This is a genomic window from Enterococcus sp. AZ103 (assembly GCF_051714685.1).
Classification (GTDB): domain Bacteria; phylum Bacillota; class Bacilli; order Lactobacillales; family Enterococcaceae; genus Enterococcus_A; species Enterococcus_A alishanensis.
Map to the genome: position 1 here is coordinate 19,681 of NZ_JBIOSI010000003.1, position 25,906 is coordinate 45,586.

General features: G+C 33.4%; 37 protein-coding genes. 34 read left to right on the plus strand and 3 right to left on the minus strand.

Translation table 11 applies throughout. The features are described 5' to 3' along the window. Nucleotides 1-217: 217 nt before the first annotated feature. The 12 genes from ID741_RS19310 (at nt 218) to ID741_RS19365 (ending at nt 6,912) form a co-directional block, all read left to right on the plus strand. Nucleotides 218-418, plus strand: coding sequence for a cold-shock protein (locus ID741_RS19310; RefSeq protein WP_218327619.1), 201 nt, complete (start codon nt 218-220; stop codon nt 416-418). Between the two features lie 62 nt (nt 419-480). Beyond that, the gene (locus ID741_RS19315) at nt 481-711 is read left to right on the plus strand and encodes a hypothetical protein (protein ID WP_438721272.1); all 231 of its coding nucleotides are present in this window, start codon (nt 481-483) and stop codon (nt 709-711) included. A gap of 347 nt (nt 712-1,058) precedes the next feature. Further along, complete coding sequence (locus tag ID741_RS19320) at nt 1,059-1,415, plus strand: MmcQ/YjbR family DNA-binding protein (RefSeq protein WP_438721273.1); 357 nt, start codon at nt 1,059-1,061, stop codon at nt 1,413-1,415. Nucleotides 1,416-1,431: 16 nt separating this feature from the next. Next, the gene (locus ID741_RS19325) at nt 1,432-1,941 is read left to right on the plus strand and encodes a hypothetical protein (RefSeq protein WP_438721274.1); all 510 of its coding nucleotides are present in this window, start codon (nt 1,432-1,434) and stop codon (nt 1,939-1,941) included. Nucleotides 1,942-2,013: 72 nt separating this feature from the next. Further along, nucleotides 2,014-3,066: a PTS sugar transporter subunit IIC gene (locus ID741_RS19330; RefSeq protein WP_438721275.1), complete on the plus strand. Its 1,053-nt coding sequence runs from the start codon at nt 2,014-2,016 to the stop codon at nt 3,064-3,066. Between the two features lie 103 nt (nt 3,067-3,169). Next, nucleotides 3,170-3,793, plus strand: coding sequence for a recombinase family protein (locus ID741_RS19335; RefSeq protein ID WP_438721277.1), 624 nt, complete (start codon nt 3,170-3,172; stop codon nt 3,791-3,793). 53 nt (nt 3,794-3,846) lie between these two features. Further along, the gene (locus tag ID741_RS19340; RefSeq protein ID WP_438721278.1) at nt 3,847-4,020 is read left to right on the plus strand and encodes a hypothetical protein; all 174 of its coding nucleotides are present in this window, start codon (nt 3,847-3,849) and stop codon (nt 4,018-4,020) included. A gap of 128 nt (nt 4,021-4,148) precedes the next feature. Beyond that, nucleotides 4,149-4,424 carry an HU family DNA-binding protein gene (locus ID741_RS19345; protein WP_438721279.1) on the plus strand — a complete coding sequence of 92 codons (276 nt, stop codon included), beginning with the start codon at nt 4,149-4,151 and terminating at the stop codon, nt 4,422-4,424. A gap of 214 nt (nt 4,425-4,638) precedes the next feature. After that, a complete protein-coding gene (locus ID741_RS19350) occupies nt 4,639-5,259 on the plus strand; it encodes a recombinase family protein (protein WP_438721280.1) in 621 nt (206 codons plus the stop codon). 16 nt (nt 5,260-5,275) lie between these two features. Continuing rightward, complete coding sequence (locus ID741_RS19355) at nt 5,276-5,659, plus strand: hypothetical protein (protein WP_438721281.1); 384 nt, start codon at nt 5,276-5,278, stop codon at nt 5,657-5,659. A 19-nt stretch (nt 5,660-5,678) separates the two neighbouring features. After that, nucleotides 5,679-6,068: a hypothetical protein gene (locus tag ID741_RS19360; RefSeq protein WP_438721282.1), complete on the plus strand. Its 390-nt coding sequence runs from the start codon at nt 5,679-5,681 to the stop codon at nt 6,066-6,068. A gap of 28 nt (nt 6,069-6,096) precedes the next feature. Further along, entirely contained in the window at nt 6,097-6,912 is an 816-nt protein-coding gene (locus ID741_RS19365; RefSeq protein ID WP_438721283.1) for a hypothetical protein, read from the plus strand. A gap of 329 nt (nt 6,913-7,241) precedes the next feature. Here ID741_RS19365 and ID741_RS19370 read toward each other — a convergent pair whose 3' ends face one another. Both ID741_RS19370 and ID741_RS19375 read right to left on the minus strand, forming a co-directional pair. Beyond that, nucleotides 7,242-7,451, minus strand: coding sequence for a hypothetical protein (locus tag ID741_RS19370; RefSeq protein ID WP_438721284.1), 210 nt, complete (start codon nt 7,449-7,451; stop codon nt 7,242-7,244). Nucleotides 7,452-7,461: 10 nt separating this feature from the next. After that, nucleotides 7,462-8,241: a ParA family protein gene (locus tag ID741_RS19375; protein WP_438721285.1), complete on the minus strand. Its 780-nt coding sequence runs from the start codon at nt 8,239-8,241 to the stop codon at nt 7,462-7,464. A 200-nt stretch (nt 8,242-8,441) separates the two neighbouring features. On the opposite strand from ID741_RS19375, the gene ID741_RS19380 reads away from it, so the two are divergent. The 10 genes from ID741_RS19380 (at nt 8,442) to ID741_RS19425 (ending at nt 18,222) form a co-directional block, all read left to right on the plus strand. Further along, entirely contained in the window at nt 8,442-9,434 is a 993-nt protein-coding gene (locus ID741_RS19380) for a replication initiator protein A (protein WP_438721286.1), read from the plus strand. An 880-nt stretch (nt 9,435-10,314) separates the two neighbouring features. Continuing rightward, the gene (locus ID741_RS19385; RefSeq protein ID WP_438721287.1) at nt 10,315-10,629 is read left to right on the plus strand and encodes a hypothetical protein; all 315 of its coding nucleotides are present in this window, start codon (nt 10,315-10,317) and stop codon (nt 10,627-10,629) included. A gap of 617 nt (nt 10,630-11,246) precedes the next feature. Further along, nucleotides 11,247-11,384, plus strand: coding sequence for a hypothetical protein (locus tag ID741_RS19390; protein ID WP_438721288.1), 138 nt, complete (start codon nt 11,247-11,249; stop codon nt 11,382-11,384). An 11-nt stretch (nt 11,385-11,395) separates the two neighbouring features. Beyond that, complete coding sequence (locus ID741_RS19395; RefSeq protein ID WP_438721289.1) at nt 11,396-12,571, plus strand: peptidoglycan amidohydrolase family protein; 1,176 nt, start codon at nt 11,396-11,398, stop codon at nt 12,569-12,571. A 154-nt stretch (nt 12,572-12,725) separates the two neighbouring features. Beyond that, nucleotides 12,726-12,959 carry a type II toxin-antitoxin system RelB family antitoxin gene (relB, locus tag ID741_RS19400; protein ID WP_438721291.1) on the plus strand — a complete coding sequence of 78 codons (234 nt, stop codon included), beginning with the start codon at nt 12,726-12,728 and terminating at the stop codon, nt 12,957-12,959. After that, the gene (locus tag ID741_RS19405; protein WP_438721292.1) at nt 12,949-13,218 is read left to right on the plus strand and encodes a type II toxin-antitoxin system RelE family toxin; all 270 of its coding nucleotides are present in this window, start codon (nt 12,949-12,951) and stop codon (nt 13,216-13,218) included. Before relB ends, ID741_RS19405 begins: the two co-directional genes overlap by 11 nt. A 61-nt stretch (nt 13,219-13,279) precedes the next feature. Further along, nucleotides 13,280-14,053, plus strand: a complete 774-nt coding sequence (locus ID741_RS19410) for a hypothetical protein (RefSeq protein ID WP_438721293.1) — start codon at nt 13,280-13,282, stop codon at nt 14,051-14,053. A gap of 86 nt (nt 14,054-14,139) precedes the next feature. Next, on the plus strand, nt 14,140-16,770 hold the full coding sequence (locus ID741_RS19415) for a VaFE repeat-containing surface-anchored protein (RefSeq protein ID WP_438721294.1): 2,631 nt from the start codon (nt 14,140-14,142) through the stop codon (nt 16,768-16,770). Between the two features lie 118 nt (nt 16,771-16,888). Next, a complete protein-coding gene (locus ID741_RS19420; RefSeq protein WP_438721295.1) occupies nt 16,889-17,860 on the plus strand; it encodes a class A sortase in 972 nt (323 codons plus the stop codon). A gap of 164 nt (nt 17,861-18,024) precedes the next feature. Further along, a complete protein-coding gene (locus ID741_RS19425; protein WP_438721296.1) occupies nt 18,025-18,222 on the plus strand; it encodes a helix-turn-helix transcriptional regulator in 198 nt (65 codons plus the stop codon). A 105-nt stretch (nt 18,223-18,327) separates the two neighbouring features. On the opposite strand, the gene ID741_RS19430 is transcribed toward ID741_RS19425, so the two are convergent. Further along, the gene (locus ID741_RS19430) at nt 18,328-18,630 is read right to left on the minus strand and encodes a hypothetical protein (RefSeq protein WP_438721297.1); all 303 of its coding nucleotides are present in this window, start codon (nt 18,628-18,630) and stop codon (nt 18,328-18,330) included. Between the two features lie 205 nt (nt 18,631-18,835). Here ID741_RS19430 and ID741_RS19435 point away from each other — a divergent pair, with 205 nt between their 5' ends. The 12 genes from ID741_RS19435 to ID741_RS19490 all read left to right on the plus strand — a co-directional run. After that, nucleotides 18,836-19,057, plus strand: a complete 222-nt coding sequence (locus ID741_RS19435; protein WP_438721309.1) for a helix-turn-helix domain-containing protein — start codon at nt 18,836-18,838, stop codon at nt 19,055-19,057. Beyond that, on the plus strand, nt 19,044-20,393 hold the full coding sequence (locus ID741_RS19440; RefSeq protein ID WP_438721298.1) for a peptidoglycan DD-metalloendopeptidase family protein: 1,350 nt from the start codon (nt 19,044-19,046) through the stop codon (nt 20,391-20,393). The genes ID741_RS19435 and ID741_RS19440 overlap by 14 nt, the downstream gene beginning before the upstream one ends. 74 nt (nt 20,394-20,467) lie before the next feature. Next, nucleotides 20,468-20,824, plus strand: coding sequence for a hypothetical protein (locus ID741_RS19445; protein ID WP_438721299.1), 357 nt, complete (start codon nt 20,468-20,470; stop codon nt 20,822-20,824). 91 nt (nt 20,825-20,915) lie between these two features. Continuing rightward, a complete protein-coding gene (locus tag ID741_RS19450) occupies nt 20,916-21,419 on the plus strand; it encodes a hypothetical protein (RefSeq protein WP_438721300.1) in 504 nt (167 codons plus the stop codon). Further along, nucleotides 21,419-21,730: a hypothetical protein gene (locus tag ID741_RS19455; protein ID WP_438721301.1), complete on the plus strand. Its 312-nt coding sequence runs from the start codon at nt 21,419-21,421 to the stop codon at nt 21,728-21,730. Before ID741_RS19450 ends, ID741_RS19455 begins: the two co-directional genes overlap by 1 nt. Nucleotides 21,731-21,820: 90 nt before the next feature. Further along, nucleotides 21,821-22,294 carry a hypothetical protein gene (locus tag ID741_RS19460; RefSeq protein ID WP_438721302.1) on the plus strand — a complete coding sequence of 158 codons (474 nt, stop codon included), beginning with the start codon at nt 21,821-21,823 and terminating at the stop codon, nt 22,292-22,294. A 36-nt stretch (nt 22,295-22,330) separates the two neighbouring features. Next, on the plus strand, nt 22,331-22,522 hold the full coding sequence (locus ID741_RS19465; RefSeq protein WP_438721304.1) for a hypothetical protein: 192 nt from the start codon (nt 22,331-22,333) through the stop codon (nt 22,520-22,522). Nucleotides 22,523-22,592: 70 nt separating this feature from the next. Beyond that, nucleotides 22,593-22,976, plus strand: a complete 384-nt coding sequence (locus ID741_RS19470; RefSeq protein WP_438721305.1) for a hypothetical protein — start codon at nt 22,593-22,595, stop codon at nt 22,974-22,976. A gap of 62 nt (nt 22,977-23,038) precedes the next feature. Continuing rightward, nucleotides 23,039-23,494, plus strand: a complete 456-nt coding sequence (locus ID741_RS19475) for a hypothetical protein (RefSeq protein ID WP_438721310.1) — start codon at nt 23,039-23,041, stop codon at nt 23,492-23,494. 42 nt (nt 23,495-23,536) lie between these two features. Further along, a complete protein-coding gene (locus tag ID741_RS19480; RefSeq protein ID WP_438721306.1) occupies nt 23,537-24,685 on the plus strand; it encodes a hypothetical protein in 1,149 nt (382 codons plus the stop codon). Nucleotides 24,686-24,977: 292 nt separating this feature from the next. After that, nucleotides 24,978-25,466 (plus strand): hypothetical protein, encoded by a 489-nt coding sequence (locus ID741_RS19485; RefSeq protein WP_438721307.1) that lies wholly within the window; start codon nt 24,978-24,980, stop codon nt 25,464-25,466. 38 nt (nt 25,467-25,504) lie between these two features. Further along, nucleotides 25,505-25,906 (plus strand): hypothetical protein (locus ID741_RS19490; RefSeq protein ID WP_438721308.1); only part of this gene is annotated, 402 nt, incomplete at its 3' end.

The window sequence follows — 25,906 nt, forward strand, 5'->3', positions numbered from 1 at the left end:
AAGAGTTTATTGTATAACTTAATTTTTTTCATATCATATTGTTCTCATTCTACGACTTACCTTGTAATTTCTCTCAATAGATGATATGTTTAGATATGTAGTAAGGTTTCATTGTGAACATTGTTTAACATTAATAAATCAATTTTAATGCTTCTACTTATCACTTTAAGATTCTATTGCAAATAAACACTTAAATGTGTAAATGGAGGTATTTTTTATGAATACAGGTACTGTAAAATGGTTTAATGCGGACAAAGGCTTTGGTTTTATTACTTCAAGTGATGGGTCAGATTTGTTTGCTCATTTTTCTTCTATTGAAGGTGATGGTTTTAAAACATTAGATGAAGGTCAATCAGTAACTTTCGATATTGAAGAAGGTCAAAGAGGCCCACAAGCCACTAACATTATTAAAGATTAATATTTAAAGAAGATCATTGTTTGATCTTCTTTTTTTTTATTATTAATAAGGAGGAATGTACTATGGCAAAAGGATGGGGAACATTTTATACAGCTGTACCATCTGATATTGGGCAACAATTTTCAACCGGTGAAGAAGTGTGGATTACTTATAATAAGAATTCTGAAAAAGTAACTATTGTGCGTATGTTAGTTAATTCCGCAATAGTACATTTTGACAATACCAGTGAAATTAACTACGATCATATAAACAACAGAACCGTCATTAGTTATTCTAAACTTCATAAAGTATAAAAACAGAAAATACAACATGTCCATTATAAGTATACTTATAATGGACTTTTTTCTTTGTTGATATTACAATATGTCACTTTTAAAATTATATTGCAATTTTTTCAACTACTAAATTGCACAAATGCAAAAAAATTTCCTTTGTCATAATATTATCTTCTTTCGTAAATCCTATTATTATCTATTTAGGGCTTACTTATAATGGATTTTTAAAATCACAGACTACACTCAATTTTTATTGTCTATTTTAGATATCTATTAATTATATCTTCATGTACCTCAAATCCATTACTATGCAATTACTTCGAATAGATATACAATGACTTTAACTATTGGAAGGATGTGTTAGTATGATTCAACGAAAAGATATTTCAAACTATGTAGAATTAAAATATAAAACTATTCCGGAAAATACTTTTAGTAAATTTCCAGAATATTGTGTTTTAAGACATAAAAATAATGAGAAATGGTATGGCTTAATCATGAATATATCTAAAAACAAGTTAGGAATAGATAGTGAAGGAGAAACAGATATTATTGATCTTAAAGTCGGTTCTGGACTAGTGGGGTCACTGATCTCTAAAGATGGATATTACCCAGCTTATCATATGAATAAGGAGCATTGGATATCTGTTGATCTAAACTCTAAAATTACTTCTAATGAAATTGAGAAACTCATTGACATTAGCTATAATTTGACAAACTAAAAAAGTGGAGGAAATAATGAGAGAAATTAAGATGATACTAGATACTTTATTAAGAGCACAAGAAAGATTTGAGGACACGCTAAAACAAATGAATTTAAACGAGGCTAATTCAATGCCTAATCCCTTAATTAAATCTGTTAGCTGGTTGATGTGGCACACTTCAAGAGAATTAGATTATCAATTCTCTGAATTAAATAAAAGCGAGCCATTATGGATAAGTGATGGTTGGACTCATAAATTTAACTTAGATCTACCTGATGATACACAAGATTATAGTCATACCCCAGAACAAGCACGAAAAGTAGTTGTTTCTGATAAAAAATTATTAAGTGAATATCTAAATACCAGCATACAGTTTGTAGAAAGTTACTTTGAAACTCTTGATGAAACAAGTCTTACAGATATTATTGATAAAAATTGGACTCCCCCAGTTACTAAAGAAGTACGTATAGTTTCCGCTATTGACGATGCAGTGATGCATTCTGGACAAGCTGTTTATACAAGACGTCTAGTGATCAATAAATAAGAATTAATATTAGAATATGAATAATTCAAATAAAAAAATTATTATGCTGTTTTATAAAGGGGCTTATTTCAAATGGAAAACCAAATGATCATTACACCAAAAATATTTCTGAATAAAGTTTTAGCAGGGACTGCAACTGGTGTTATTGTTGGTCTTATTCCTAACGCTGTACTTGGAGCTGTCTTAAAATATTTTAGCCAGTATGATTTAGCTGATACGATTTCGCAAACTGCTATCATTTTTCAGATTGCTACACCTCTAATTATCGGTGGGTTGATTGCTCTACAATTTGGATTTAATCCTATGAATATGATGGTTGTGGCTGGTGCAGCCTTTGTGGGATCAGGAGTCGTTAAATTTATACCTAGATTAGCTGAAACTGGTCTATATGTAGGTGCAGGGACAGGTGATATCATAAATACAATGATTACCGCCTCTATTGCTGTTTTACTAATTCAGCTAATAGGTGACCGGTTCGGTTCTGTAGCTATTGTTTTAACACCTATTGTTGTTGGTGTCGGTGCTGGTACAATTGGGTTTTATTTGTACCCTTTTGTCACATCAATTACTTCAGCTATCGGAATTTTGATTAATAACTTTACTACTTTACAGCCACTATTAATGGCGATATTAATTAGTTGTTCATTTGCTTTCTTGATTATTTCACCAATCTCTACTGTAGCTATTGGAATAGCAATTCAACTTAATGGTATATCTGCTGGTGCGGCTGCTATGGGTGTGGCAGCTACGACTATTGTTTTAGTTGTAAATTCATGGAAAATTAATAAATCGGGGGTCACAATAGCAATTGCTTTAGGAGCTATGAAAATGATGATGCCTAATTTGTTTAGAAAACCTATTATTTTAGCTCCATGTTTGGTTACTGCAATAATTAGTTCGATACCTGTTGCTGTCTTTTCTATATCAGGAAATCCAGCATCCGCTGGATTTGGGTTAGTTGGCTTAGTCGGGCCACTCGCATCATTAGATGCGGGATTAAATATTGGATTAGTTCTTTTGTGCTGGTTAGTTATTCCAATTATTGCAGCCTTGTTCACACAATTTATTTTTGAGAAAATTTTGAAATTATATAATCGTGAAGATGTTTTTAAATTCTTAGGATAATTTATTTAAAAAATAATGTTTCAAGAAGGGGTCAGAAACTTAAAAGTTTTTGACCCTTTAATTTTTTCTTGATATACTTGAGTTTGATTAGTGTCAAAAACTTATGTTCAGAAAGAAAGTGGAAATTTTGTCGATTTATGGATATTCTAGAGTAAGTACTAGTAACCAAGACTATAAAACACAGATTGCAAAACTAGAAAAATCTGGAGCAACTGAAATTTTCAGTGAAAAATATACTGGAACGAAAAAAGAAGGTAGAAAAGAGCTAGAAGAGTTAATTTCTGTTGTGAAAAATGGCGACCAAGTATTAGTCACTAAGATAGATCGTCTTGCAAGAAGTATTGTTGATTTGAATGAAATAATTTCTTCTTTCAATCAATCTGGTGTCACCGTCATATTCTTAGAAAATTCATTGATATTTGAACCCAATAAAAATGATTCCATGCAAACATTGATGATGAATATGCTTGGCAGCTTTGCACAATTTGAAAGAGACTTAATTGTTACACGTACACAGGAAGGGAAACAGTGGCAACGTGCAAACAACAAACATTACAAAGAAGGACGACCTAAAAGAGTTATAACAGAACGATATAGGCATGCACTAGAATTGATGGAGACAAATAGTATGAGAGAGGTTGAGAAAAAAACAAATATTTCATTGTCTACGCTAAAAAGGATTAAAAAGCAGGCAAAAGCTGAATCTCTTAAAAAGAATTTGTTGTAAAAAAAAAGATTTCAATATATAATTCGAAAAAAACTTATGTAGAGGTGAATTATATGAATATAGAAGTCGGTGAACATTATGTAGGAAAGGATTGTCATGGTGATTTGATTGCTGGAACAATTACTAAGATTTTAGAGAAGACCTTTATTGTCAGTTCTGGAACAGAAACTTTTCTTATTAAAAAAGAAGAAAGTGATAAATTAAACAACTTAAAAAAATCAGACTGAAAATTTAAGGTTTAAAACAGACTATTCTTTCCTATGCTTATCATATAAATCGTTACTTTGCTATTGCATTTCCGTGAATGAATCAATAAAATAAGGGAAACATACGTATTTTGTAAAAGAGAAGTAAAATGATGAATAAAGACAAATTAGCTTCAAATGTAGCCGATAAAACGGGATTAACTAAAAAAGACTCACTGGCTGCTGTAAATGAATTATTAACAGCTATTGAAGAATCACTAGCACAAAAGGAAAAGGTTCAAATCATTGGTTTTGGTAATTTTGAAGTAAGAACTCGTGCAGAACGTAAAGGACGAAATCCGCAAACAGGAGACGAAATTACAATTCCTGAAAGTAAAGTACCAGCATTTAAAGCAGGAGTACAACTAAAAGATGCTGTAAATTAAAGTTACTTGTAGACTCTCGTTTTTAGACGAGAGTTTTTTTATTGCATGAAAAAAAGGTTATTTTTTCACTGAATATTTCCAGCATACCCACAGGTAACACTTTTTATTTTTTTAAAAATCCTATTTTATCGCCTTTTCTTTTGGGTCAGAAAGTGTTACTTTTGGGTGTGTATTAAATGGTTTTTCAAATTTAGACTTTTGGGAGTGATTTTTTATGTTTGTTGCTTACTTGAGAGTATCAAGTGCCGATCAAAATTTAGAGAGACAAAAACAACTCATTTCTGATTGGAAACTAGAAAAAGAAATTAATAGTCAGGATTTAATCTTTTTTGAGGAAAAAGTATCAGGAAAAAATGTACAAGAAAGATCACAGCTTTTGAAAGCTTTAGATTATTTGAGAGAACGTGATACTTTAGTTGTTACTAGTCTTGATCGTCTAGGACGAAATAGCAACGATATTAAAGATTTGTTGCAACAAGTTAGAAGTAAAGGCGCTAATGTTGAAATTTTAGACCTCCCCTCCTTCTCTGGTGTAACTGACGATAGCTTGCGAAACCTATTGTCTAATCTCGTAATAGAAGTATTTAGTTATATTGCTGAAAGTGAGCGAGTAAAGATTTTAGAACGACAGGAGCAAGGGATTGCAATTGCCAAAGAAAAAGGTATTTATAAAGGACGTCCCTTAAAATATCATGCAGGAGCTACAGGACAAAATAAACTTGTCTACGATAAAGTGACGGAAATGTTAAGTCGTGGTTTTCCAATACTCACTATCGCAAGAGAATTAAATTTACCAAGAAAGACCATTTACGCAATTAAAGAAAGAAGCTACTAATTATTAGGTGATATTTATGAATAAATTACTTAAAAAGAAACAGCGAATGAGATTACTTACTGTTATAAACAGTAATCCCGATTGGTCGAATAATGAAGAGGCATTGCAAAAAGTACAAAATCTAGCTGAACCTCTATTCGTCAATCGCCCTCCCTTTCCAGAAACAAAATTAGATTGGCAAAATTTCAAAAGAAGTGACTTTTTGTTTTTGTTGTCTTTAGGTTACGGAACCAAAGATTTAGAAAAAATATATAAAGTAAGTCAACTAGTTATTTCCAAATGGCGGGAAGATCAGGGATTTAGTGAACAAACAAAAGAAGAAATTATATACAGGTATTCAAACGAAGTTGTCAAAGCTAGAAAAAATAAAAGACTTTCCGATTATGGTATACAACCTTAAAATGTTTGGTGGTGAGAATATGCAAGCAAGAGAAAAAAAAGCAATACGCAAAAAAATGTTAATACTAATGAATCAAGATGATAATTGGATTGAAAATGAAGCACTGGCAGAAGAAATACAAGCATTAGCCCAGCAATTGACTGTACCTCCCCCATCATTGCCACCTCTTCCTAAAAATCAAAGAGAACGGGGCACCCTGGAGAAGGAAGATTTTCTATTTTTAATTTCTTGTGGTTATAATTCAAACGATATTGCCTTGTATTTCAGTACACCAACAACGGTAATGTCAAAATGGCGAAGTGATCAAGGCTTTTATGGACTATCAAGAGAAGATATCATGAAAAATTTTTCAGAAGAAATAAAGCACGTCAAAAAGAAGAAACAATTGTTAGACTACGTACTCGAATAAATATTGGACACTATAAGGAGGAATACCAATGAATCCCTCTGCTTATAAACAAGCTAGAGCATTGCATGAGCAGTATTCAGAGGAAATAAATAAATTAATCCAAATCCATAAAAATGATCCCGACCTTTTTCACCCTTTGGGAAAAGACAAGAATTGTGCCTACTGTGACCGTTACAAGAAAATTCTTAGTAAGCAGAAAGAAAACTTATTGTTTTTAGAAACGTACGAAAAAACATATATAGTAGATAATCCGCTAATTCAACAAGTAAAAAAAGTAGAAGAAAAGAAATCACCACCTCGTAAATATGCTATCTATAGTCTTACTTTCAAAGATGGTTCAGAATTTATTGTTCATGCTTGTTCTCAACAAGCAGCCTGTAACGCTACAAAAAGATCAGAAGAAAGTCTATCTAAAGCAATAATCATAAAAAAAGACTACTACAACAGTATTTATTTAGAGAAGTCAAATGGTGCTGTTACTTCATTAACCTCTTCACTATCAAGTCGTAGCAAAAATAAAAATTATGTACTAGCAGAAATGCAGCAAACTAAACTTAAATTTTCAGGGGTTTGTTTCAATGAAACTCCAATTGAATTTTTTAAGTATTCGCCAGAAAGAGTATCAGAATTAATTGCTTTTGTCGGAAATATTCCTCTTACAAAAACGAAAAAATTTAATTTGACAGGAAAAGTAGCACTCCAAACCAAGCATGGTGGAATGAGCTTAGAACCCGGACACGTTTTATTGAAAATAGGAAGAGATATTTTTATTACCATGAGTGCAGAGGAATTTATCAATAACTTTGTAGAAGACGAAGCATTGGTATGGATTGAAAAGAATTGAATTTTCAATATAGTATTCTGAGTACTGATATTTAAAATAAGAACAAAATATAAACAGCAATCATTTTTCAGCTCATTTGGGTAGATAAATGGTTACAGTAACGCAATAACTTATTCTGATATACAGAATGTAGATTCTAATAAGAATAGAAATATTGAAATCATAGCATTCAAGAAATGAAGCAATATTTTCTAAGGTCAAAACTTGTATTATTTCTAGTCCAGTTAATAGCAAAAAACCACTCTACCGAGTGGTTTTTTATGTTTTAGATTACTTCTAATTAATTACTAATAATTAATTAGAAGTTACAAATTATTAATTACTAGTAATTAGTTATGATTAGAAAAATATTCATTAAAGATATCTTCGACTATATCTACTAGTTTCTTATTTTCTTTAAAAGCTTTTTCTCTTAGTTTTTCGTACTGATACTCTCTAACTTGAACTGGTCTGCTTTTTTTTCTTTTATTAGAAAATGGGCTTTTCTCGTTATTAATTTCTTTCGTATCAATTTTATCTAGTAAACTCTTCTTTTCCATAATTTCGCTCCTAATTAATTTCTTTTATTCTATTTTCAATTTCTTGTAGTAATTCTGAATACATGAATAAAACTCTTTCGTCGTGTGTATCATTGTCTGTAATTCCATTCTTCCCGAAGCGTTTTATTCTTTCTCTTTGATATATTTTATTATCTAAAACTGCTTCACCAAAGAGCTCGTCAGAAGCTTTTATTATCTCACTATCTACTTTTCCGTCTTTCTTTATTAAATATTGTATTATTCCAAGTAACTCAAAATCTGTATGATAATCAGATCTTAATTCCTTCAAATAATTAATGAATTTAACACTAGACGAAAAAGCTTGCTGTTGTGTTTGTAAGACCATTAAAACATAATCACTAGCTATGACAGCATTATTAGTAAATCCACTTAAAGTTGGTGGAACATCAATTAAGATATAGTCATAATTATCCTTTATTGGCTTAATTAATTCCTTTAACAAATAATATCTTTCTTGTTTCTTATATTCTTCAAGTAAATCTGGTAACTTACTTAGATTCCAGTCAGCGGGTATCAAGTCTAGGTTATCAGAAATTCTAAGAATTGAAGGTTGGATATTTAATCTTTCCAATGACTCAAAAAAAGTAAACTCGGGTTCTCCATTAACTTTGTAAGTTTCTTTAATAATCTCGGTAGAATTACTTTGGGGGTCAAAATCTATTAATAATGTTTTTTTACCTTCTCTATTTAATAGATAAGAAAATAAAACACAAGCGGTCGTCTTACCAACACCACCTTTAAAATTGCCTATGGTAATAACATTAGACATATCATCTCTCCTTGTAATTAATTATTTGTAATTAGTAATTTATTTTATATAATTAATTATACAGGCAGGTGCCTTTCATGTCAACAAGTAATTTGTAATTAATTACAAATTATAAATTATCTTGTCTGAGTTACAAAAAAATATTGTTAGTAATATGCGGATATGCTATCATAATCATACAACGAAATGAGGAGTTTAATATGTTCGACTACATCAATATCAAATCTATTTACGGAGAATTATATTTCAAATTTCCTAAAGCACTTATTTATAGTGATACCTATAAATCTCTAACCAGTGACGCAAAGTTAGCCTATATGTTACTACGGGATCGCCTAGAATATTCTGTAAAAAACAACTGGTATGATACTAATGGAAATATCTATTTTATTTTTACCAACGACGAATTAATGACTATTTTAAATTGTTCTAAACCAAAAGTCATCAAAATTAAAAAAGAACTGCAAGCAATTCAACTACTTCACCAAGTACAACAAGGACTGAATAAACCAAACAGATTGTACTTAGCAAATCTTAAAGTTAATGCTGATGATGTATATATAAAAAACAATCTAACCTTTGATAGCAAAGGAAGTAAAAATTCTTTACTTCCAGAAAATCACACTGAAACCCTTGATACCAAAGGAAGTAAAAATTCTTTACTTCCAGAAAATCACACTGAAACCCTTGATACCAAAGGAAGTAAAAATTCTTTACCCAATCAATATATAACTAAAGACCTAGACACTAATAGACACTTAATAGACACTGACAAAGACGAATTACAAAATCAAATTTTGCTAGATAACTTTGTGGAATCTTGCCATAATTCCCAAGTACCGACGTTTATTCCTGATAGGGTGTTACAGTTGATTGCTACCTTTTCGCCTAACTACGAGTGTGCCAGACAGACAGTGAAGACGATTCATAATGCCAAGTACAAAGCCCAAGAACAAACTGGAATCACGATTGTTTTTGAAGAATTAGAACAACAAGGAATCCCTGCGGAAGCTGAATTGTATCAAACGTTGTTGAAGGCTTATCAGAAAAATAAAACAGAGAAAGTAAAGGATATTCAAAGCCTTATTTTTGTCTATGTTCGCAACTGGTTTGTTGAAAAACCAATTGCGCTTATTCAACAAGCTCAAAGTGGCGAAACCTTGCCAGAGGTGACAATGGATTCTTGGCTATAGGTTAAAAAATAATTAAAATTATCGGTTAAAATAACTAATGATTAATCATAAAAATTCGTAATAAACCTTTGATAAAGCTGTTCAATTATGATAAAATAATGATAGAAAGTTACATCGAGTCTATTTAACATAACAGCTGTTTCTGATATTCTTCTTTTTGCAAACAAAAAACCGAAGAAAAAGACTGATGTTATCGCTTTTTCTTCGGAATTATGAATTTTCTAAAAATTTAACTTTGCAAATTTAGAATTTCTATGCTACTGTTTAGTCATTAAATGACTAACGATAGACTTTCGTAGTTTTAGAGCAAATAGAATCGCTTATTGTGAGGGGCAACCTTCACTTTAAGCATGAGCCCGCGCCGTTTCTACCAAACAAGGTTTAGGACCCTTGAGAGGATCATAGAAACAGCAGCGGATCAATAATGTAGCTTATTGATACTAGCTCTTGCTTCGTTACAAACGATTGTCTGCAACAGTCTAAATAATATCATATTTTGTGTATTTTGGAAAACTACCCCTTTTTCCTGTGTATTTGTGATTTTCACAGGTTTTTGTAAGTATCCAAAAATGACAGTGTGTGATTTTTTAGATGAGCAGATAATCCGTAATGAAGTTAGGCTGATACCAATAAGGTGTCAGCCTTTTTTGTTGTTCAGAGGAAAGGGTAGCACTCAGAATAAGCGATTCTATTTGTACAAGCTAGAAGGCGAATCAATCAATATACCTCATAAACTCGCAAATAATGAGGCGCCTTCTTGTTTGATAGTAAAAAAAATAATTGACATACGAACACGTGTTCGTTATAGTGTGAATTAAGCTTGATATGAAAGCAATCATACTGTTCGGTTTTACAATATTGTGGATACGAGGTGAAGATAGTGAGGAAGAATCAAGCTGGTATTGAATTTATTTGTCAGTTCGCCCATAGATTGACGGTGACTAAACAAAATGATTTGGGTCAATCAAAATTGGTACATTATTTTGTGAAAGGGTACGTCGTTCAAGAAGTTGTCTATTATCACGTGGGTAAAACACGAAAGGAAATGATTGTTGATGAATGTCAATTATCAGAAATTTATCGACTGATAAAAAATGTATATGACAAAGAAGGTGTATTACTTGCTAGAAGGGATAGCTTAAAAGCACCTTTGAGAATGACAAGTAAAGGATTTGTAAAGCAAAAAACTGGTTAAAAAAATTATTTCTCTTTTTTCGTTTGCTTGAAAATATTGTGGAGAAATCACGGCACTTGAGGAGTAAAAAAATAAATAGAAGTAGGCTTAGATAATGTAACGCAATAAGTAATCTGGATTGATTAATAAAACGAGTAATCGTTGTTAATGAATTTTAGTGGCAGTAATTATCTTTAGAAAGGGGTCTCGGTTCCTTTAGCAAACGCAACTATTTAGTTTTTACGGTAATGAACACTTGCAATAAAAGTAAGTGGTAAATATCAAGGAAAAGGATTTTCAAAGCAATCCATAGCGTCTAGGTTGATTAGAGCAGCTACTTAGAGACCTAGGCTTTGACGCACATTCGGTGAAATAAACGAACTGGCTTCTCGTAATGGGGGAGCGCTCAAAAATGGGTCATTTAATTTTTGGGTCGTAGGCTGCAATACATGAAAACACTTGCCAAGACATTGCAAAAGCAATCGAGCATTTACCGTTGTTTTCTAGGGTTTCGAGTTACGGACGCCATAAACTCGTCGACATATTTTATTTGTATTTTAAATTTTCAGCAAACGAAAAAAGAGAAAACACGTTTTATTTAGCAACAAAAGATTTCTTGTAAAGGGGTGAAATAGCCAATGAGGGATTGGGTAGTACAAGTTTTAGGAGTTGATGGTGGCGTTCGTTTTGAATCATTGACTCATGGAACAGAGAGACAAGCAAAGCTGTTACTAGCAACTTTTGAACATAAAGCAGGGTATTCATTTAATCATTAGGAGGAACAGGAATGAGAAAAAAATTTAGTTTAGGTGAAGTAAAAAAACGATACAAGTTGTATAAATCAGGGAAGCGTTGGCTTGTAGCAGCAACCGTATTTATCGGATTATTGGGTCTAGGAAGTGTCTCACAGGCAGACGAAATAAGTACCACGCAAACACAGGAGTCAGCAATAACCGCTGTTGAAGGCACTTTTGACAGTGAGTCTGATTCTGATGTGTCTGACGTACCAATCACAGAAGGTGAAAATCCACAGCCTAGTGAAGATGAAATCGCCAATGCAAACGGTGGTAACATTATACAACCTAGCGAACAGTTTCAACAAGAACAAGAAGCGAGGGCTTACCAATCAAGAGCGGTAGATCAATTACCAATTTATCAGGCATACAATCCGAATAGTGGAGAACATTTCTTTACCCAAAGTAAAGCTGAAAAAGACGGATTGGTTAAAGCAGGTTGGAAAGATGAAGGAGTGACCATGTATGGTTCCTCCTCTGGAAATGCCGTTTATCGTGTATATAATCCCAATACTGGCGAACACCACTACACCACTTCAAGCTCAGAAAAAAATGGTTTAGTAAAAGCAGGTTGGAGAGATGAGGGTACTTCATGGTATGCGCCTTATGATGGGGCTGCTGTTTATCGTTTACTTAATCCAAATGCGAAAGGTATTGGCTCACATTACTACACGACGAACACGTCAGAGCGAAAATGGCTGATGGATTCAGGTTGGAAAAGTGAAAGTATTGCATGGTTTAGTGTTGGTTCAAGAAGTAAAGTAGATAAATTAGTGGATTGGTTTTATGTTCGCCAAGATATTGGTATTACTTACAGCATGTTGATTCCTCAAAGAAATGGTCCAAAGCAATATGATTGTTCAAGTGCCGTGTATTCAGCATTAATTGAAGCAGGCTATTTACCACCAGGGACAACACTAGGGAATACTAGTACATTATCATGGTTAAATGGTAGCGTCCTTACTGAAATTTCAAGAAGTGAAGTTCGTAAGGGAGACATTTTTATTTCAGGTGATCAAGGCAATTCAAACGGTGCAGCAGGTCATACAGGCGTTGCTTCCAGTAACACTACAATTGTTCATTGTAATGGAGCTGATAATGGCATAAGTGAAACACAGATTGAAGGGCGGACAGGCCCTACACCGACAAAGTGGTATCGCTTGAAATAATTTCATTTTAAAATGAAATTTTATTATAATATAAGCTAAAAAGCGCTTAAATCATAAATGGTGCGAAACTTCTAAAAAAAGTATTAACATTGTATATACAAACGATTTTATTTGTAGTACAATGTTATTACGCTAATAGAAGGGAGGCAGCAAAATGTCACAAACAACAGTTACGTTTAGAATTCCCGGAGATGAAAAAGAGCTCGTAAGCGAATATGCTAAAGCACATAATTCTTCTATCTCTGAACTTTACAGGAATGCGGTACTTGAAAAAATTGAGAACGAAATTGATTTGAAGACCTTAAAAGCTGAAATGAAGTTGAGTAAGGAAAACAAAGAAGTTGGTATTTCTCAAAGTGAGATGGAGCAACTATTAAGTGAAGTATAATGTTGTATATATGCCTCAGGCACAAAAACAGTTAAAAAAAATGGACAGGTATCAGGCTAGGATCATTGTTGCTTGGATTAGGAAAAATTTAGAAGGAACAACTGATCCCAGACAACATGGAAAAGGTTTGGTAGGTAACAGAAGTGGAGAATGGCGGTATCGTATAGGAAATTATAGAATTTTGGCTAACATAGATGATACTAATATTTTGATACAAGTGTTTGCTATAGGGCACAGAAGTACTGCATATAAGAAATAAAGTTCAGCAAATCTTCCAACAATTAAGCAAAAATTGGGGATTCAGCTAGAAGGAGAAAAAAATGAAAGCAAGAACAGTATTAGGAAACGTTGTTTTAGGTATAGGAGCGGTATTGGCAGTGGGAGTATTTGCCAGTACCAATCCACAAGAAACAGAGGCAACAACATTGTACCGTGCATACAACCCGACGTCAGGGGAACATCTATTTACGACTAATACGATTGAAATTCCGTATATTTCGCAATTTGGTTGGAGAGACGAAGGGACAGCATGGGCGGTACCAAGTTCTGGTGAACCAGTTTATCGTATGTTAAATCCCAACACAGCAGATCACCACTACACATTAAGTGCTAGTGAACGAGACAACTTGAAAATCAAAGGTTGGCGCTATGAAGGGGTAGCATGGTATTCAGGAGGAAAAACAGAAGTATTCCGTATGTACAATCCTTATGCAAGAACAGGGACACACCATTTTACAACAAATGGGCAAGAATGTGACTACTTAGTTCGTAAAGGTTGGAAGTATGAAGGTGTTGCTTTTTATAGTGGGAGTGATGAAAAACCAGTAGAACCAGAAAAGCCAGTAACACCGACACCAGTTGACCCAATCGGCAATAGCGGCATTTTAGAAAAAGATCAATGGGACGCAGGGGATAAAGCAGATATCATGTGGAACGACCCTAATAGCCAATATTACTACGCATGGTTTGTAATACATGAAGACCCACAATCAACAAAAGGATGGGCATATATTGTAGAACCAGTAAAAATGAGTAATGGTGAATATTGGTATACTGTTAATTTTTACGAACATGACACGACTACAGATCAATAAATAATAATTAGATATTCTAAAGCACTTGGAGTAGAAACTCTAGGTGCTTTTTTATATATAAAAATAATGGAAATGGAGGAAACACAATGAAGAAAGGTAGAATTTTAAGAGCCAAACTAGCGACTATTGCAATGTTATTGTCAGTTGGGTCGAGTACCTTTGTAGCACCAGCTGCTTCTTTGGCAGAAGTAACGACTCAATCAACGACTGAGACTGTAAAGGATTCAAGCGTTGAAAGTTCTTCAAAAGAGGAGAACAAAAATAAAAAAGAAACGGAGGAATCTAAATCTCAAACTAACACTAGTGTTGGGAAGGACGTAGCTACAGAAGAAACGACCGTAGAAGTTCAGCCAGTAGAACGTATTGGCAATCAAAGCCTTACGTCAGACCAAATTCAACAATTGGCAGAACGTGAAGGAGCAGCTAAATACAATACTGCTGGTTTAAGTAATGAAGAAATTGAACAATTAGGATTGGCTATTTTTGGTGAGTATCAGCCAGCTGGTGCTTCTGTCACTATGAAAAATGATAATGGTGAAGAAGTAAATATTCCGTTCAAAATGAAAGCAATGACTCGTGACATTGCTAGTTCAAATTCATTTAATATGAGTTATGTGTTGACTGGTCATGGGACAACTTCACGCTACCCAATTATGAATCACCATTATGTTGGCTCGCGCTATGCCTACTGCATCGATCCGAATGTCTTGTTTGGTAACGGTTCGGATTACACATCTAAGCCGATGGATATCTCTAATCAAACCTATAAAAACATTAATGATGTTATGCTGTTTGGAGCACAAGACGCTTCCGATGATGTCGCTTCTGGATATACTCAACTGTTAGTATGGTCTCGCTTAGGTTGGGACGTGACGGAAGTTGCTGGAATCGGCAATTTAGAAGGATTCAAGGCTTACCAAGCAGAAGTTGAAGCTAAAATGCAACAATGGTATAAACCAGCCTCATTTAATGGGCAAACCGTTAATCTACGTTCTGGCGAGTCAGTGACATTGACAGACTCTAACAATAGTTTAGCTCAAATGGATATTTTGGCGAATACAACAGGAACAACCGTATCGAAAAATTCAAATCAACTTACTATCACAGCTACTAAAGATATTAAAGACGGAGGTACTATAAATTTAGGAAAACCAAACATTAGAACAGAAAGTGCTCTAATATGGTCTGCACCTAATGCACAAACTGTTGCAACACCGGGTAAAGCTGACCCTTCACCAACGTTTTCTAATATTAAAGTGAATAAAATCAAGGAAGGAAAACTTACCTTAAAGAAAACTGATGAAGACGGCAAAGCGATTGCTGGCGCAAAATTCAACATTACTGTAGATGGTAAAACAAAAGTTTACACTACTGACGTAAACGGTAATTTTGAAACACCTGTTTATCCAGAAGGCACAAAAATTGATTACGAAGAAATCGCAACAATCGCAGGACATTACATTGACCCTGCTACTTCTAAAGGAACAATTGTAATTAAAGATGGCGGAAATGAGCTTGTGGTGAAAAACCCAACAGTTAAAGTTGCTTTAGACTCACAAGCAAGTAACGTTGACGGTGCGCAATTTGTTAATCCTTTAAAAGATCAAAAATTACGTGATGAAGTCATGATTGACGGTCAACAGTTGCCTGAAAATGCTAAATTACGTTTAACAACTGATTATGTTGAGTTTGGCACTGGTAAACAGTTAGGCGAAGAATCGTTGAAGAAGACAGAAGAATTTACTGCTAAACAAGCAAAATTTGTTCATAATGTTTACTACGATTTCAATGCAGAAGGTATGAATGGTAAAAAAGGCGTATTCACTAACGAATTAGAATACTATAACCCATCAATTAAAGAATGGGAAAAAGTTGCTTCTCATAGCGATTTAGACAATGAAGCAGAATCTATTCAATTTGTAGAGCCTAAAATCCATACTGAATTTTTCGCTTTTGACAACAATAATAATGCTGTTAAAAATCCAGATCCATTGGCTAATACAAAAGGATATGACCGTGTGTATTATGAAAACTTAATTTCTGGTCAGCCTTATACATTTGATTTATCTATCATGGATAAAGAAACTGAAAAACCATTTACTGACCCAATGGGTAAAGAAGTAACTGGAACACTAGATATTGTAGCTGGTAAAGATGGAGAAGTCACTTCTAAAATTCTTGCAAAAGATTACTATACAGCTGCTAAAGAAACTAACGACAAGGCAGACACTGAAAAAGACACAGGTAAAGCAGACAAAGAGACTGCTAATTCTGGTTCAAAAGTTGAAGCTAAAGCAACTGATACAACTGACAAAGACGCAACCGAAACCGACGATACAGCCGCTAAAGAAGAAAATGACACTGCTACTGAATTTTCTAAATTGGAAGAAGTAACTTTATTAGAGGGTTACGTTGACGTACCATTCGAAATTGACTTGTCACAAGCAGCAGGTAAAGTAATCGTTGCTTTTGAAGGACTGTCTTCTAAAGGTACAGACCTAACAAGCGAAAAGAACATTGACGAAGTGAAACAACAATTAACTGTCAATGTCCCTGAAACGCCTGTTAAACCAACAACACCAACTAAATCTATCCCTCAAACATGGGGATCATTAAGCGATATGCAAAAAGTTTTAGCTGCTGTCGTAATGCTTGCAATTGTTGGAGCAATTGCAACTGTATTATATCTTAACCGCAAAAAAGAAGTAAAAGAATAAGCGGGAAGGCTATAAACAAAGAACCAAACTTTCTCTCTAGGTGCCTGTAAAGGCGCCTAGTGTCTATCATGTGTCTTTTTTCTTGTGTCTCATTCTAGTTTTCAATTGGGAGGAATACGTGAAAAAATTTCTAAGAATATTACCTATTTTGTGGTTTATTGTGGGTCTAGCTTTTGCGGGTCTTTGTTTTTACGGTTACTCTTTGTTGAAAACAACGGATAACGACATAAGTATGACGCACCAAATACAACCTAAAGAAGAAACAAAAGAAGCAACTGAAAAATTAAATGATCAAGCCAATTTTGATCCCGATTCAATTAAACCAGTCTCACCTAGCGAGTATGCTAAAGCACAACTAAATTATGAAAAGATTGTCAATCAGTGGGGAATTGGTGCCATATACATTCCTAGTGCCAATATTAGAACCAAGGTACTAGCAGGAATGAGTAATCAAAATTTAATGGTAGGAGTTGGGACTTATTATACCGACCAAACTTTAGGAAAAGGCAACTACGTTTTGTTGGCTCATAACTTAGTAGAAGGCGGGGGCGCATTAGGAGGGATTTCTAACACACAATTATCAAGTGTCATTTATGCCACTGATTTTACGAATGTTTATGAATACTTCACAACGAAAAACGAAGTCGTAAACCAAGCCAATGGTGAAGTTTTAGACCTACCAAAAGAAGAAGAAAAAGCAAAGATTACTTTTATACGTTGTGAAGGTGGAATGAATACACCTAATCGTGCAGTGGTGCAGGGTGAATACGGCAAGTCGTATCCAGCCGAAGAAGCTACGCCCGAAGTAAAAGAAGCGTTAGGCTTGTACAAAAGAATTGATACAGGCTCAAATGCCACAACTGAAACCACTGATAAGCAACAAGCAAACAGCAATTTAAAAAACAGTAATAATAAAAAGAATCAGTTCAAAGAGGGCAAAGAACCACGATACAATGGATTTCAGCGCTTTTGTATTGTGTGCTTTCAACTGATGAATGATTACTTTATTCAACTAATGGTGGGCTATGCAGTGATATTTATTATCCTTATACTTCTTAGTCTAGTAATACTGAAACATACGAGCATTTAGTTATTGAAGTATTGATCAAAAATACCATGTTCATTTTAAGTACATGGATTCTGAAAAAAGTGGTACAATGAAAAAAAGCTTTTAGAAGTAGAATTTTTTTGATATTGCACCAAATAAAAATTTTCTTTTTTTCAGATTTCTATAAAAGGAAACGAGCGTTAATTGTGTGGGATAAAATAGAATATTATTTAGAGGCTAGAGAAATGACTCAATATGAGTTGTCGAAGCTTGTAGGCGTACGTACGGGAATTATTACAGATTTAAAAAAAGGTAGGTCAAAAAATCCTAGTTTTGAGTTAGTTTGTAGAATTGCGGACGCACTTAGGGTAAAAGTCGAAGACTTAAGACCAATAAAACAGTAGTTATTCGTATGAATAGGTACTATTCGTTGTGTAAAAAAAGCTAAATTATGATGTTTCAAAAAACAAACAAAAACCCCGCTGAAATCGGAGTTTTTGTTGGTGTGGTTACCAATTTTGCGAAATAAAATAAACTACAACGCAAATGATAATCACAAAAAGAATAGAACTTAAGTAAGTCATTGTAAACCATATACCAGTAATAGTCATGATTAAGCCAGCGACAAACCCACTAATTTCGAGTGCATTGGAGTAGCCATTAAAAATAGGCAAACCAATATATTTAATAATCGTAAGTCCTAAAATTATTAAAAGTCCCGCAATGAGTAAAGCACAAAAACCTACTTCGATTTTTTCAGTAAATTCTAAACTTTTAAAAGCAGACGGAGATACCAGATGGAGATTAAACATTAAATCACCTCCTTCCGTTTTTAAATGAGAGCAGTAGCTTGGCAGAGCTGTTGCTCTTTTTTGTTAAATAAAAGTGGTTATTATTTAACATTATAATTTTAGCACGATTATTAGAAATTGCCAAAATTATCATGTGAACAATTGTGATAATTCAAGAAAAATTCAAATTTAAATTCATAAAATTTTTTAGAAGGTATTGAAAGTAATGTGGGAAAGAATAGAAGATTTGTTAAAAAAAAGGAATATCTCTCAAAAAGAATTAGCAAATAAAATGAAGGTTAGTCCTTCAACCATTTCAGAAATAAAATCGGGAGTCATAAAAAGACCAAGCTTTAAACTGGTTTGTAAAATTGCTGACGCACTAGATGTGACAGTAGATGATTTACGAACAGACAGAAAGGAAGATAAATCATTTGAAAAAATTTAGCAAGATTTTATCAGCGCTTTTGATTTCAGCACAGACATTCATGTCAGTACCATTGAATGTATTTGCAGAAGAAAATAAGCCGAAAGATTCAACGGAACAGGTAGAAAAAGACACGTCCACAACTGAAAGTAGTTCTGAAACCACTACGAGTAGTGAAAGCTCTACTAGTTCCTCTAGCACCACAGAAAGCAGTACACCGCCAAGTAGTAGTGAAAGCTCAACGGTACCAAGTACCAAGCCTTCAGACGATACCACTACTTCTAGCAGTCAAACAACACCTAGCAGTGAGGAGCCAAAACAGGAAACTCCTAACACTGCACCAGAAGCACCACAACAACCGCAAGAAACACCAACACCGGAAACTACGATTAATCAACCAGCTACTAACGATCTAACGCAATATGTACCGTCTGCAACTGTCACAAATGACGGGGCGATACACTTTGAGAAGGACGAGTCAGTAGACAGTTTTATTCGTAAAATTGGCGAGTCCGCAAGAAAAATCGGGCAAGAAAAAGATTTGTATGCCTCAGTCATGATCTCTCAAGCAATCTTAGAATCAGCGTCAGGTCAAAGCACATTAGCTCAAGCGCCAAACTATAATTTGTTCGGTATCAAAGGAACACACAATGGTAAAAGCGTTTCTATGGCTACCCAAGAAGATTTTGGGAATGGTAATCTTTACAGTACACAAGCAGGCTTTAGAGTCTATGAAGACTATGAAGATAGCTTCAATGACTATGCCACCTTGTTAAAAGAAGGCATTTCAGGCAATAGCGAGTTTTATTCAGGCGTTTGGAAAAGTAATGCGCCAACCTATCAAGACGCAACGGCATTTTTAACAGGAAAATATGCCACAGATACGCAATATAACCAAAAACTAAACGGTTTAATTGAGACTTACGATTTAACAGAGTATGACAAAGAAGTACAAGGGGCACCAGTAAGCGCTACTGGCTACGCAGTACCAGTCAATAACTATACGATTTCTAGTCCTTTTGGCAATCGTGGTGGTGAGTTCCACCGAGGTTTAGATATGGCTGCTAGTCAAGGTGAGCCAATCCATGCCAGTAAAGCAGGGACAGTGATTAAAGCTGAGTATCATTACTCATGGGGTAACTATGTAGTGATTCAACATGACGACGGTATGACCACTTTATACGCTCATCAACAACAATATGCAGTCAAAGCAGGGGATCACGTAGAACAAGGTCAAATCATTGGCTATGTTGGTTCAACAGGAAACAGCACAGGAGCCCATTTACATTTAGAAATTTGTAGAGATAATAGCCTGTCTCAAGGACAATTAATTGATCCTGCCAGTGTCATTTTCTAAAAATAAAATAATAGTAAAAAAGCTATCTAGCAAAGATTTTGTTAGGTAGCTTTTTTTTTGAAGGGAAAGAAGAAATGGGGGGCAAAGGACAAAGTTTAATACTGCCAATCAATGAAAAAAGAAAAATTACACTTATTTTTTCAGGGAAAAACTACTTAAAATCCATTTGGTTAAAAGCTGAAAAGTACAAGGAATTAGTCGTGGAGGGAGAATTAAATGCTACTCGCTTACTAGATACAGAGAGAGTGGTTCTCGAAAATAATGGACGATTTATACTTGTGAAAATTAAAAGTGGGCGTCGTATCTATGACGAAAAAACTGTAGAAGATTCTATTCAACGTGTCGGCTACTATTCTATGACAGTCATACCAGAAATGAAGATTCACCGTGATCACATTGAAGCCTATTTAAATCAAAATTATAGAAAATAGTAAGTCGTTGATAGATGGCGTGAGATTATGTTGAAGGGGTGATTTTATCGAATTATTTAAATCAATTCTTGGATTAATTGCATGTATTTTCATGCTAGCTATTTTAGTTCCAATGACTAGAGATATTATTGAAAATGCAAAAATCAGTGAAGAATTGGGCGATAGCAGCAAAGTAGAATACGTTTTGACTGATACGGAAGAAATTCAAGATATTTACTCAATTGAAAGCCAACAAGAAATTACTAATGAAAAGGGCAATTCATTATTAGGCAGATTTTTCTTTAGCGAAGAAAAGACAATCACTAAGAAAAATATAAAAGACCTAGAACTTTATTATTTCGTTAATACAGAAAATGGACTATTAAAAAAGAGTCTTTTTGAAACCGTCCCAAAAGATGGTGATAATGTATTTTTCAAAGAAATTCCTGAATCAGATAAAGCTTTTATTGAAGTGAAATCAGCTAAATTTAAAAATAAAGCTCGTGAAAAAGAGCGGAAAGAAAAGGATATCGAACGTAATTTGTATATCTTGAATTTTCCAAAAGAAGAATTGAAACTACTGAAAATAATTGATTTTGATAAGGAGGAGCATTGATGTTCCAAGTAAATGTAATATTATCGATTTTGACCGCACCTGCAATGTTAATTACAATCCATCAATTTGCTAAAAAGAAAAAATTTATATCGGAGAAGGAGCTGATTAGATATGAGAAAAAAATATTTTTACCAGCAACTTTAATTTGTGTGATGATGTGGCTTATCCCTAGTCAGATATTTAAATTTTTTTGTGGAATTATTATCTGTCAACTAATGGGAGTAGCAATAGGTATAGCAATATGGTACTTCATTACTCACCCGCCTAAAATGCAAAGAAATGTAAAAAAAGAACGAACTGGTGCTAGTTAGTAATTGAAATATATTTCGAAACCAAAAAAACAGCTAGCGGAAAGACTAGCTACTCAAAAATAATGGATGGATTCAGTAAGGAGAAATCAAATGGCAGATAGATTTAGAAAGAGAGTGTATTTGAAAACTATTGTAAAAGAACGAAATAGGATAATAAACCCCTCTATATATATTTATCCTGAAGCCGAATATCTATTAACATGGAGCGAGTTTTTTCGACTAAGTGAATTACCTAATGAACACAGACAATTATTTCAAGAAAAATACCAGCATTACTACATTTATTCCAATTGTTCGTTGATTGATAGTCATAGAGGAAATGAGATTGACACTTTTAAATGGCTAAAATTTTCATATACACAAATGAGTTTCCTGAAAAACAAGTTTCCTTGTAGCTATCAAAAATTGTTATACAATCTACAATTAAATTATTTGGAGCGTGCATATAGCAGGTATCACGAAGTACCAATCAAACTAAGAAAAAAGTTTGAAGATTTTTTATTCACGAAAATAGATTTATCCGTAGAATATTATGACGATTTCTATAGTAAAAAGCTTGAATAGAAATATTTAACTGACAAAAGAAAGAAGAGAATGTAAATGAAAAAATCTAATGAAGCAAGAAATGATGATAAGACAGTTTCAATAGATATTACATTGGAAGAATTAGGAGAATTGCAAAGTGCTATGAGATTTTGTGTTCAAAATGAGTATGCAGATATCGAAAAATTGAAATCATTAGCAGCTAAGATGGCGACTGGCTTTTTATTATTTATTCTTTCAAATGATTAGATTTGAAAAAGAAAATTGCTGATTAAAGTCAGTGATTGAAAGAATTCATTTAAATCAAGAGGGTGCAATTTTGAAAAGAAGTGATCATTTGCTCATTAAAAAAAGTATTTTTTTCATAGACAAATATTTTTTTCCTAAATTGAAAAGAGTGTACTTCATCAGAGCTTTTATAGGGATCATTGTTTTTTGGATTTATGAGTTTAGAACATTATTTGGGAGTATTACCCAGTACAAAAAAATGATGTCAGATTTAAATATACAAAATAATAATACTGAGGTAGCAAATGAACAGTTAGAGTATTTCTTTCACAATCCACTATTCATAATGGCTATGATCGGGTGGCTAATTTTTAGCTTCATTATAGGTTACTTCATAATGACGATTGCACAAGTGATTATTGACATAATAAGAGGGAATGTCTTTAAAGATTTTGATTCCAGTAAAAAGGTTTAAGAATCAATTCGGCAATTGAAAGAGATTGCAGAATGTGAGGTGATAATTTGGCTAAAACAGACATGACTAAACAAGCTGAAAAGTGTCTTTGGCATTACACTAATAAACAAGGTATATTCGGATGTTTTGAAGTAACTATTGGCTGGTTTGGGAAAGAACGAGTTGATTTTATGACATATTCAACCGACAACACTATTCGTTGTTACGAAATAAAAGTGACTATGGCTGACCTAAAAAGCACTGCTAAGCAAACATTCATTGGAGATTATAACTATTTAGTTGTAACGCAAGAATTGTGGGAGTTAATTCAGTCAGATAATTCACTAGGATGGAAATATTACTATCAAGGTATCTTAGTATTTCAAAACGGTAATGTTGGAATAATTAGTGTGAAAAAAGCTAAGAAACAACAAGTTTCAATAGGCACCAGAGCGACAGTCTTAGAAAGCATGGTTCGTTCATTAAATCGTGAAGTTGGAAAATATTACAAAATTAAACCGTATTGGGAAGTCAGTTAACGACGGAGATAATGGAATTAGAAAATAAAGGAGTTATTAAGTATGAAAGAAAACATTCCTTATATAGAGCCTTCTCAGAAAGACAAAATTAGATATTTGAAAAGGCAAAAGATTACAGATATAATCCTTATCTTGTTTTGCTTTATTGTGTTTATTGGCAGTCTTTTACAGCTACATTCTTACGATAAAGGAACAAGGGGATTTCTTATAGTTGAGGGAATACTGACATTACTATTAGGTGTAGTGCTATATAGTTTAGTTGCTGCTGTAAGAAAAAAATATGTTCTAAAAGATGGAGATTTGTTGCGTTTAAAAATTAAACTGACCAAAAAACAATACTTGAAAAGAAGAGTAAAAGTATTAAAAAGTAATAGAAATTTTTGGATTGTTCAAACGGCTAATTTATTTTTTATACTAAAAAGTATGGCAAAGTATTTTTTTAAAATCATCATTTACGGAATGTTTTATTATCTCATAGGGTGGGTTATCCTACTTCTTTATTCTGATGGCACGATAGATTTAGCTAATGAGCAGACTTATTTAAGAATATTACAAAATATTGGCATTCTTTTAATGATTTTTTTATTGGTGGGTATGTCGTTTGTATTGGCAGTGAGACGAAAAGTAATAACAGATTTGCAGAATTATTCTCAACAATCTATCTCGCTATTTATATTGCTTCTATTTTCTTCCATAGCGCAATTTCAGAAATTTATAGATACTTATTTTATCGCTATTTTTCTGTTTTCTCTCAGCATTTATCTGTTGTTTACAATAATCTTTTATGGCTTCATGAAGAAAATAAAAAAAGTTGCGTTAAAAGAAAATGATGAGGAAAAATTGTTTGGAATCGTAAAAGATGAGGTTGTATCAAGCGCTGACTTGGAGGAATCAAAAGTATTAAATGCTATAAAACCAGTCGAAGCTTGGGAACAGTTTATATACGTTAATGAAATTACTAAAGATCAAGTCTTCTATCACATAGAAGGACACGGTTCAGAGGGGTTAATTACAGATCAACAAATCATGCGAACGAGTATAGAGATCACTTACAAAGTTAAGTATTCTATGATTACCTTTAAACTTTTTTTGAGTGATCAAATGAATACAAAAAATATGATGGGTTCATATGTAAATTCCCCTAATGCAAAGCAGATTCTAGATAAAGGAATAGGATACTTATTTTTTTAGTTAAGTGCATATTTTTTTTCATTGCTTCACTACCTGCAAGCTTGCTAATTACAGTCTTTGAATTAAAAAAGATTCCAACAATAAAGAACCCATCAGTAAAAGAAAATTACTAATAAAGATACTTTTCTGGCAAATTTTCATAACAATTGCTAGTTGGCGATTAGTGGAGTCCACTTTAGATCACATGTTAAATGAGGTGATGACATGAACTATTATACGGAAGAATTATTATTTATGGTAAACAGTCATTCAGAAATTATCTGTATTGATCCTAAAAAGGAAGTGACATACTATGAATGATTCAAGATTCCAAAAGCTCCAAGAAGAAGTTTTAGAGAAAAAGTCCCAAGAGAAAATTAACCAATATCAAAAAGAAATAGAAAAATTGAATAAAACCGAACAACTCTTATTAGATTCATTAGATAAAAAGGAATATATAAGATCATTTTATTATCGGTATCATATGAATAAAGAAGATTTTTATTGTTTTCTAGGACTCTTAGTGGCAACACTTATTGTCTCTTTAATAGGGGTCATTAGTAGTACAAAATGGATAATAACAGCTATAGTTTTTTTATCAGGTGCGGGTGCTACTGGTGTTCAATTCTATATGAAAACCGAAACATTTACAAAATTTGACAAGTCAGGTATTTACGAACAACTCTTAGTGATAAAAGAAGAACAGAAGAATCTAAATAAGAAATTGGAATTGGAAAACACGCCTAAAGATTCACCGAATATACTAAAAATTACGAGCAATGAAGAAGACACAAGCGATTAGGCTTGTATTTTTTTTACTCAAAAAGAAGGGAGAATGTAATGGCAAAGTCCTTTCAATCAAGGAAAAAGGTTTCTATTCAAGACTTTCAAGAGGAAGTGGAAGAACAGGAGCCACCGAAAAAAAAGAAAGAAAAGAAGGAAAAGAAACAAGCGAAGCCTAAAAAGAAAGGGAATATCGCCAGTTTCTATAAAGAAAAAATAGTCTCAGTCATTGTGTGGGGCTTTATTGGGCTGTTGGTGGTTGGGTGTATCACTTTCTTATTAAAAGAGGTGGAGGTCTCTAATCAGCTAAAAGACCTCCAGCAACAAGTCCAAAAACAAAATAAAATCATTGAAACAGTCAATAAAAATACGGAAAATAGCGGGAATTTTGACGTGTTTAATCGGTCTTTTATCATGAAATTTTATAACACGAAAGACGACCAACAAGGCTATCAAGAC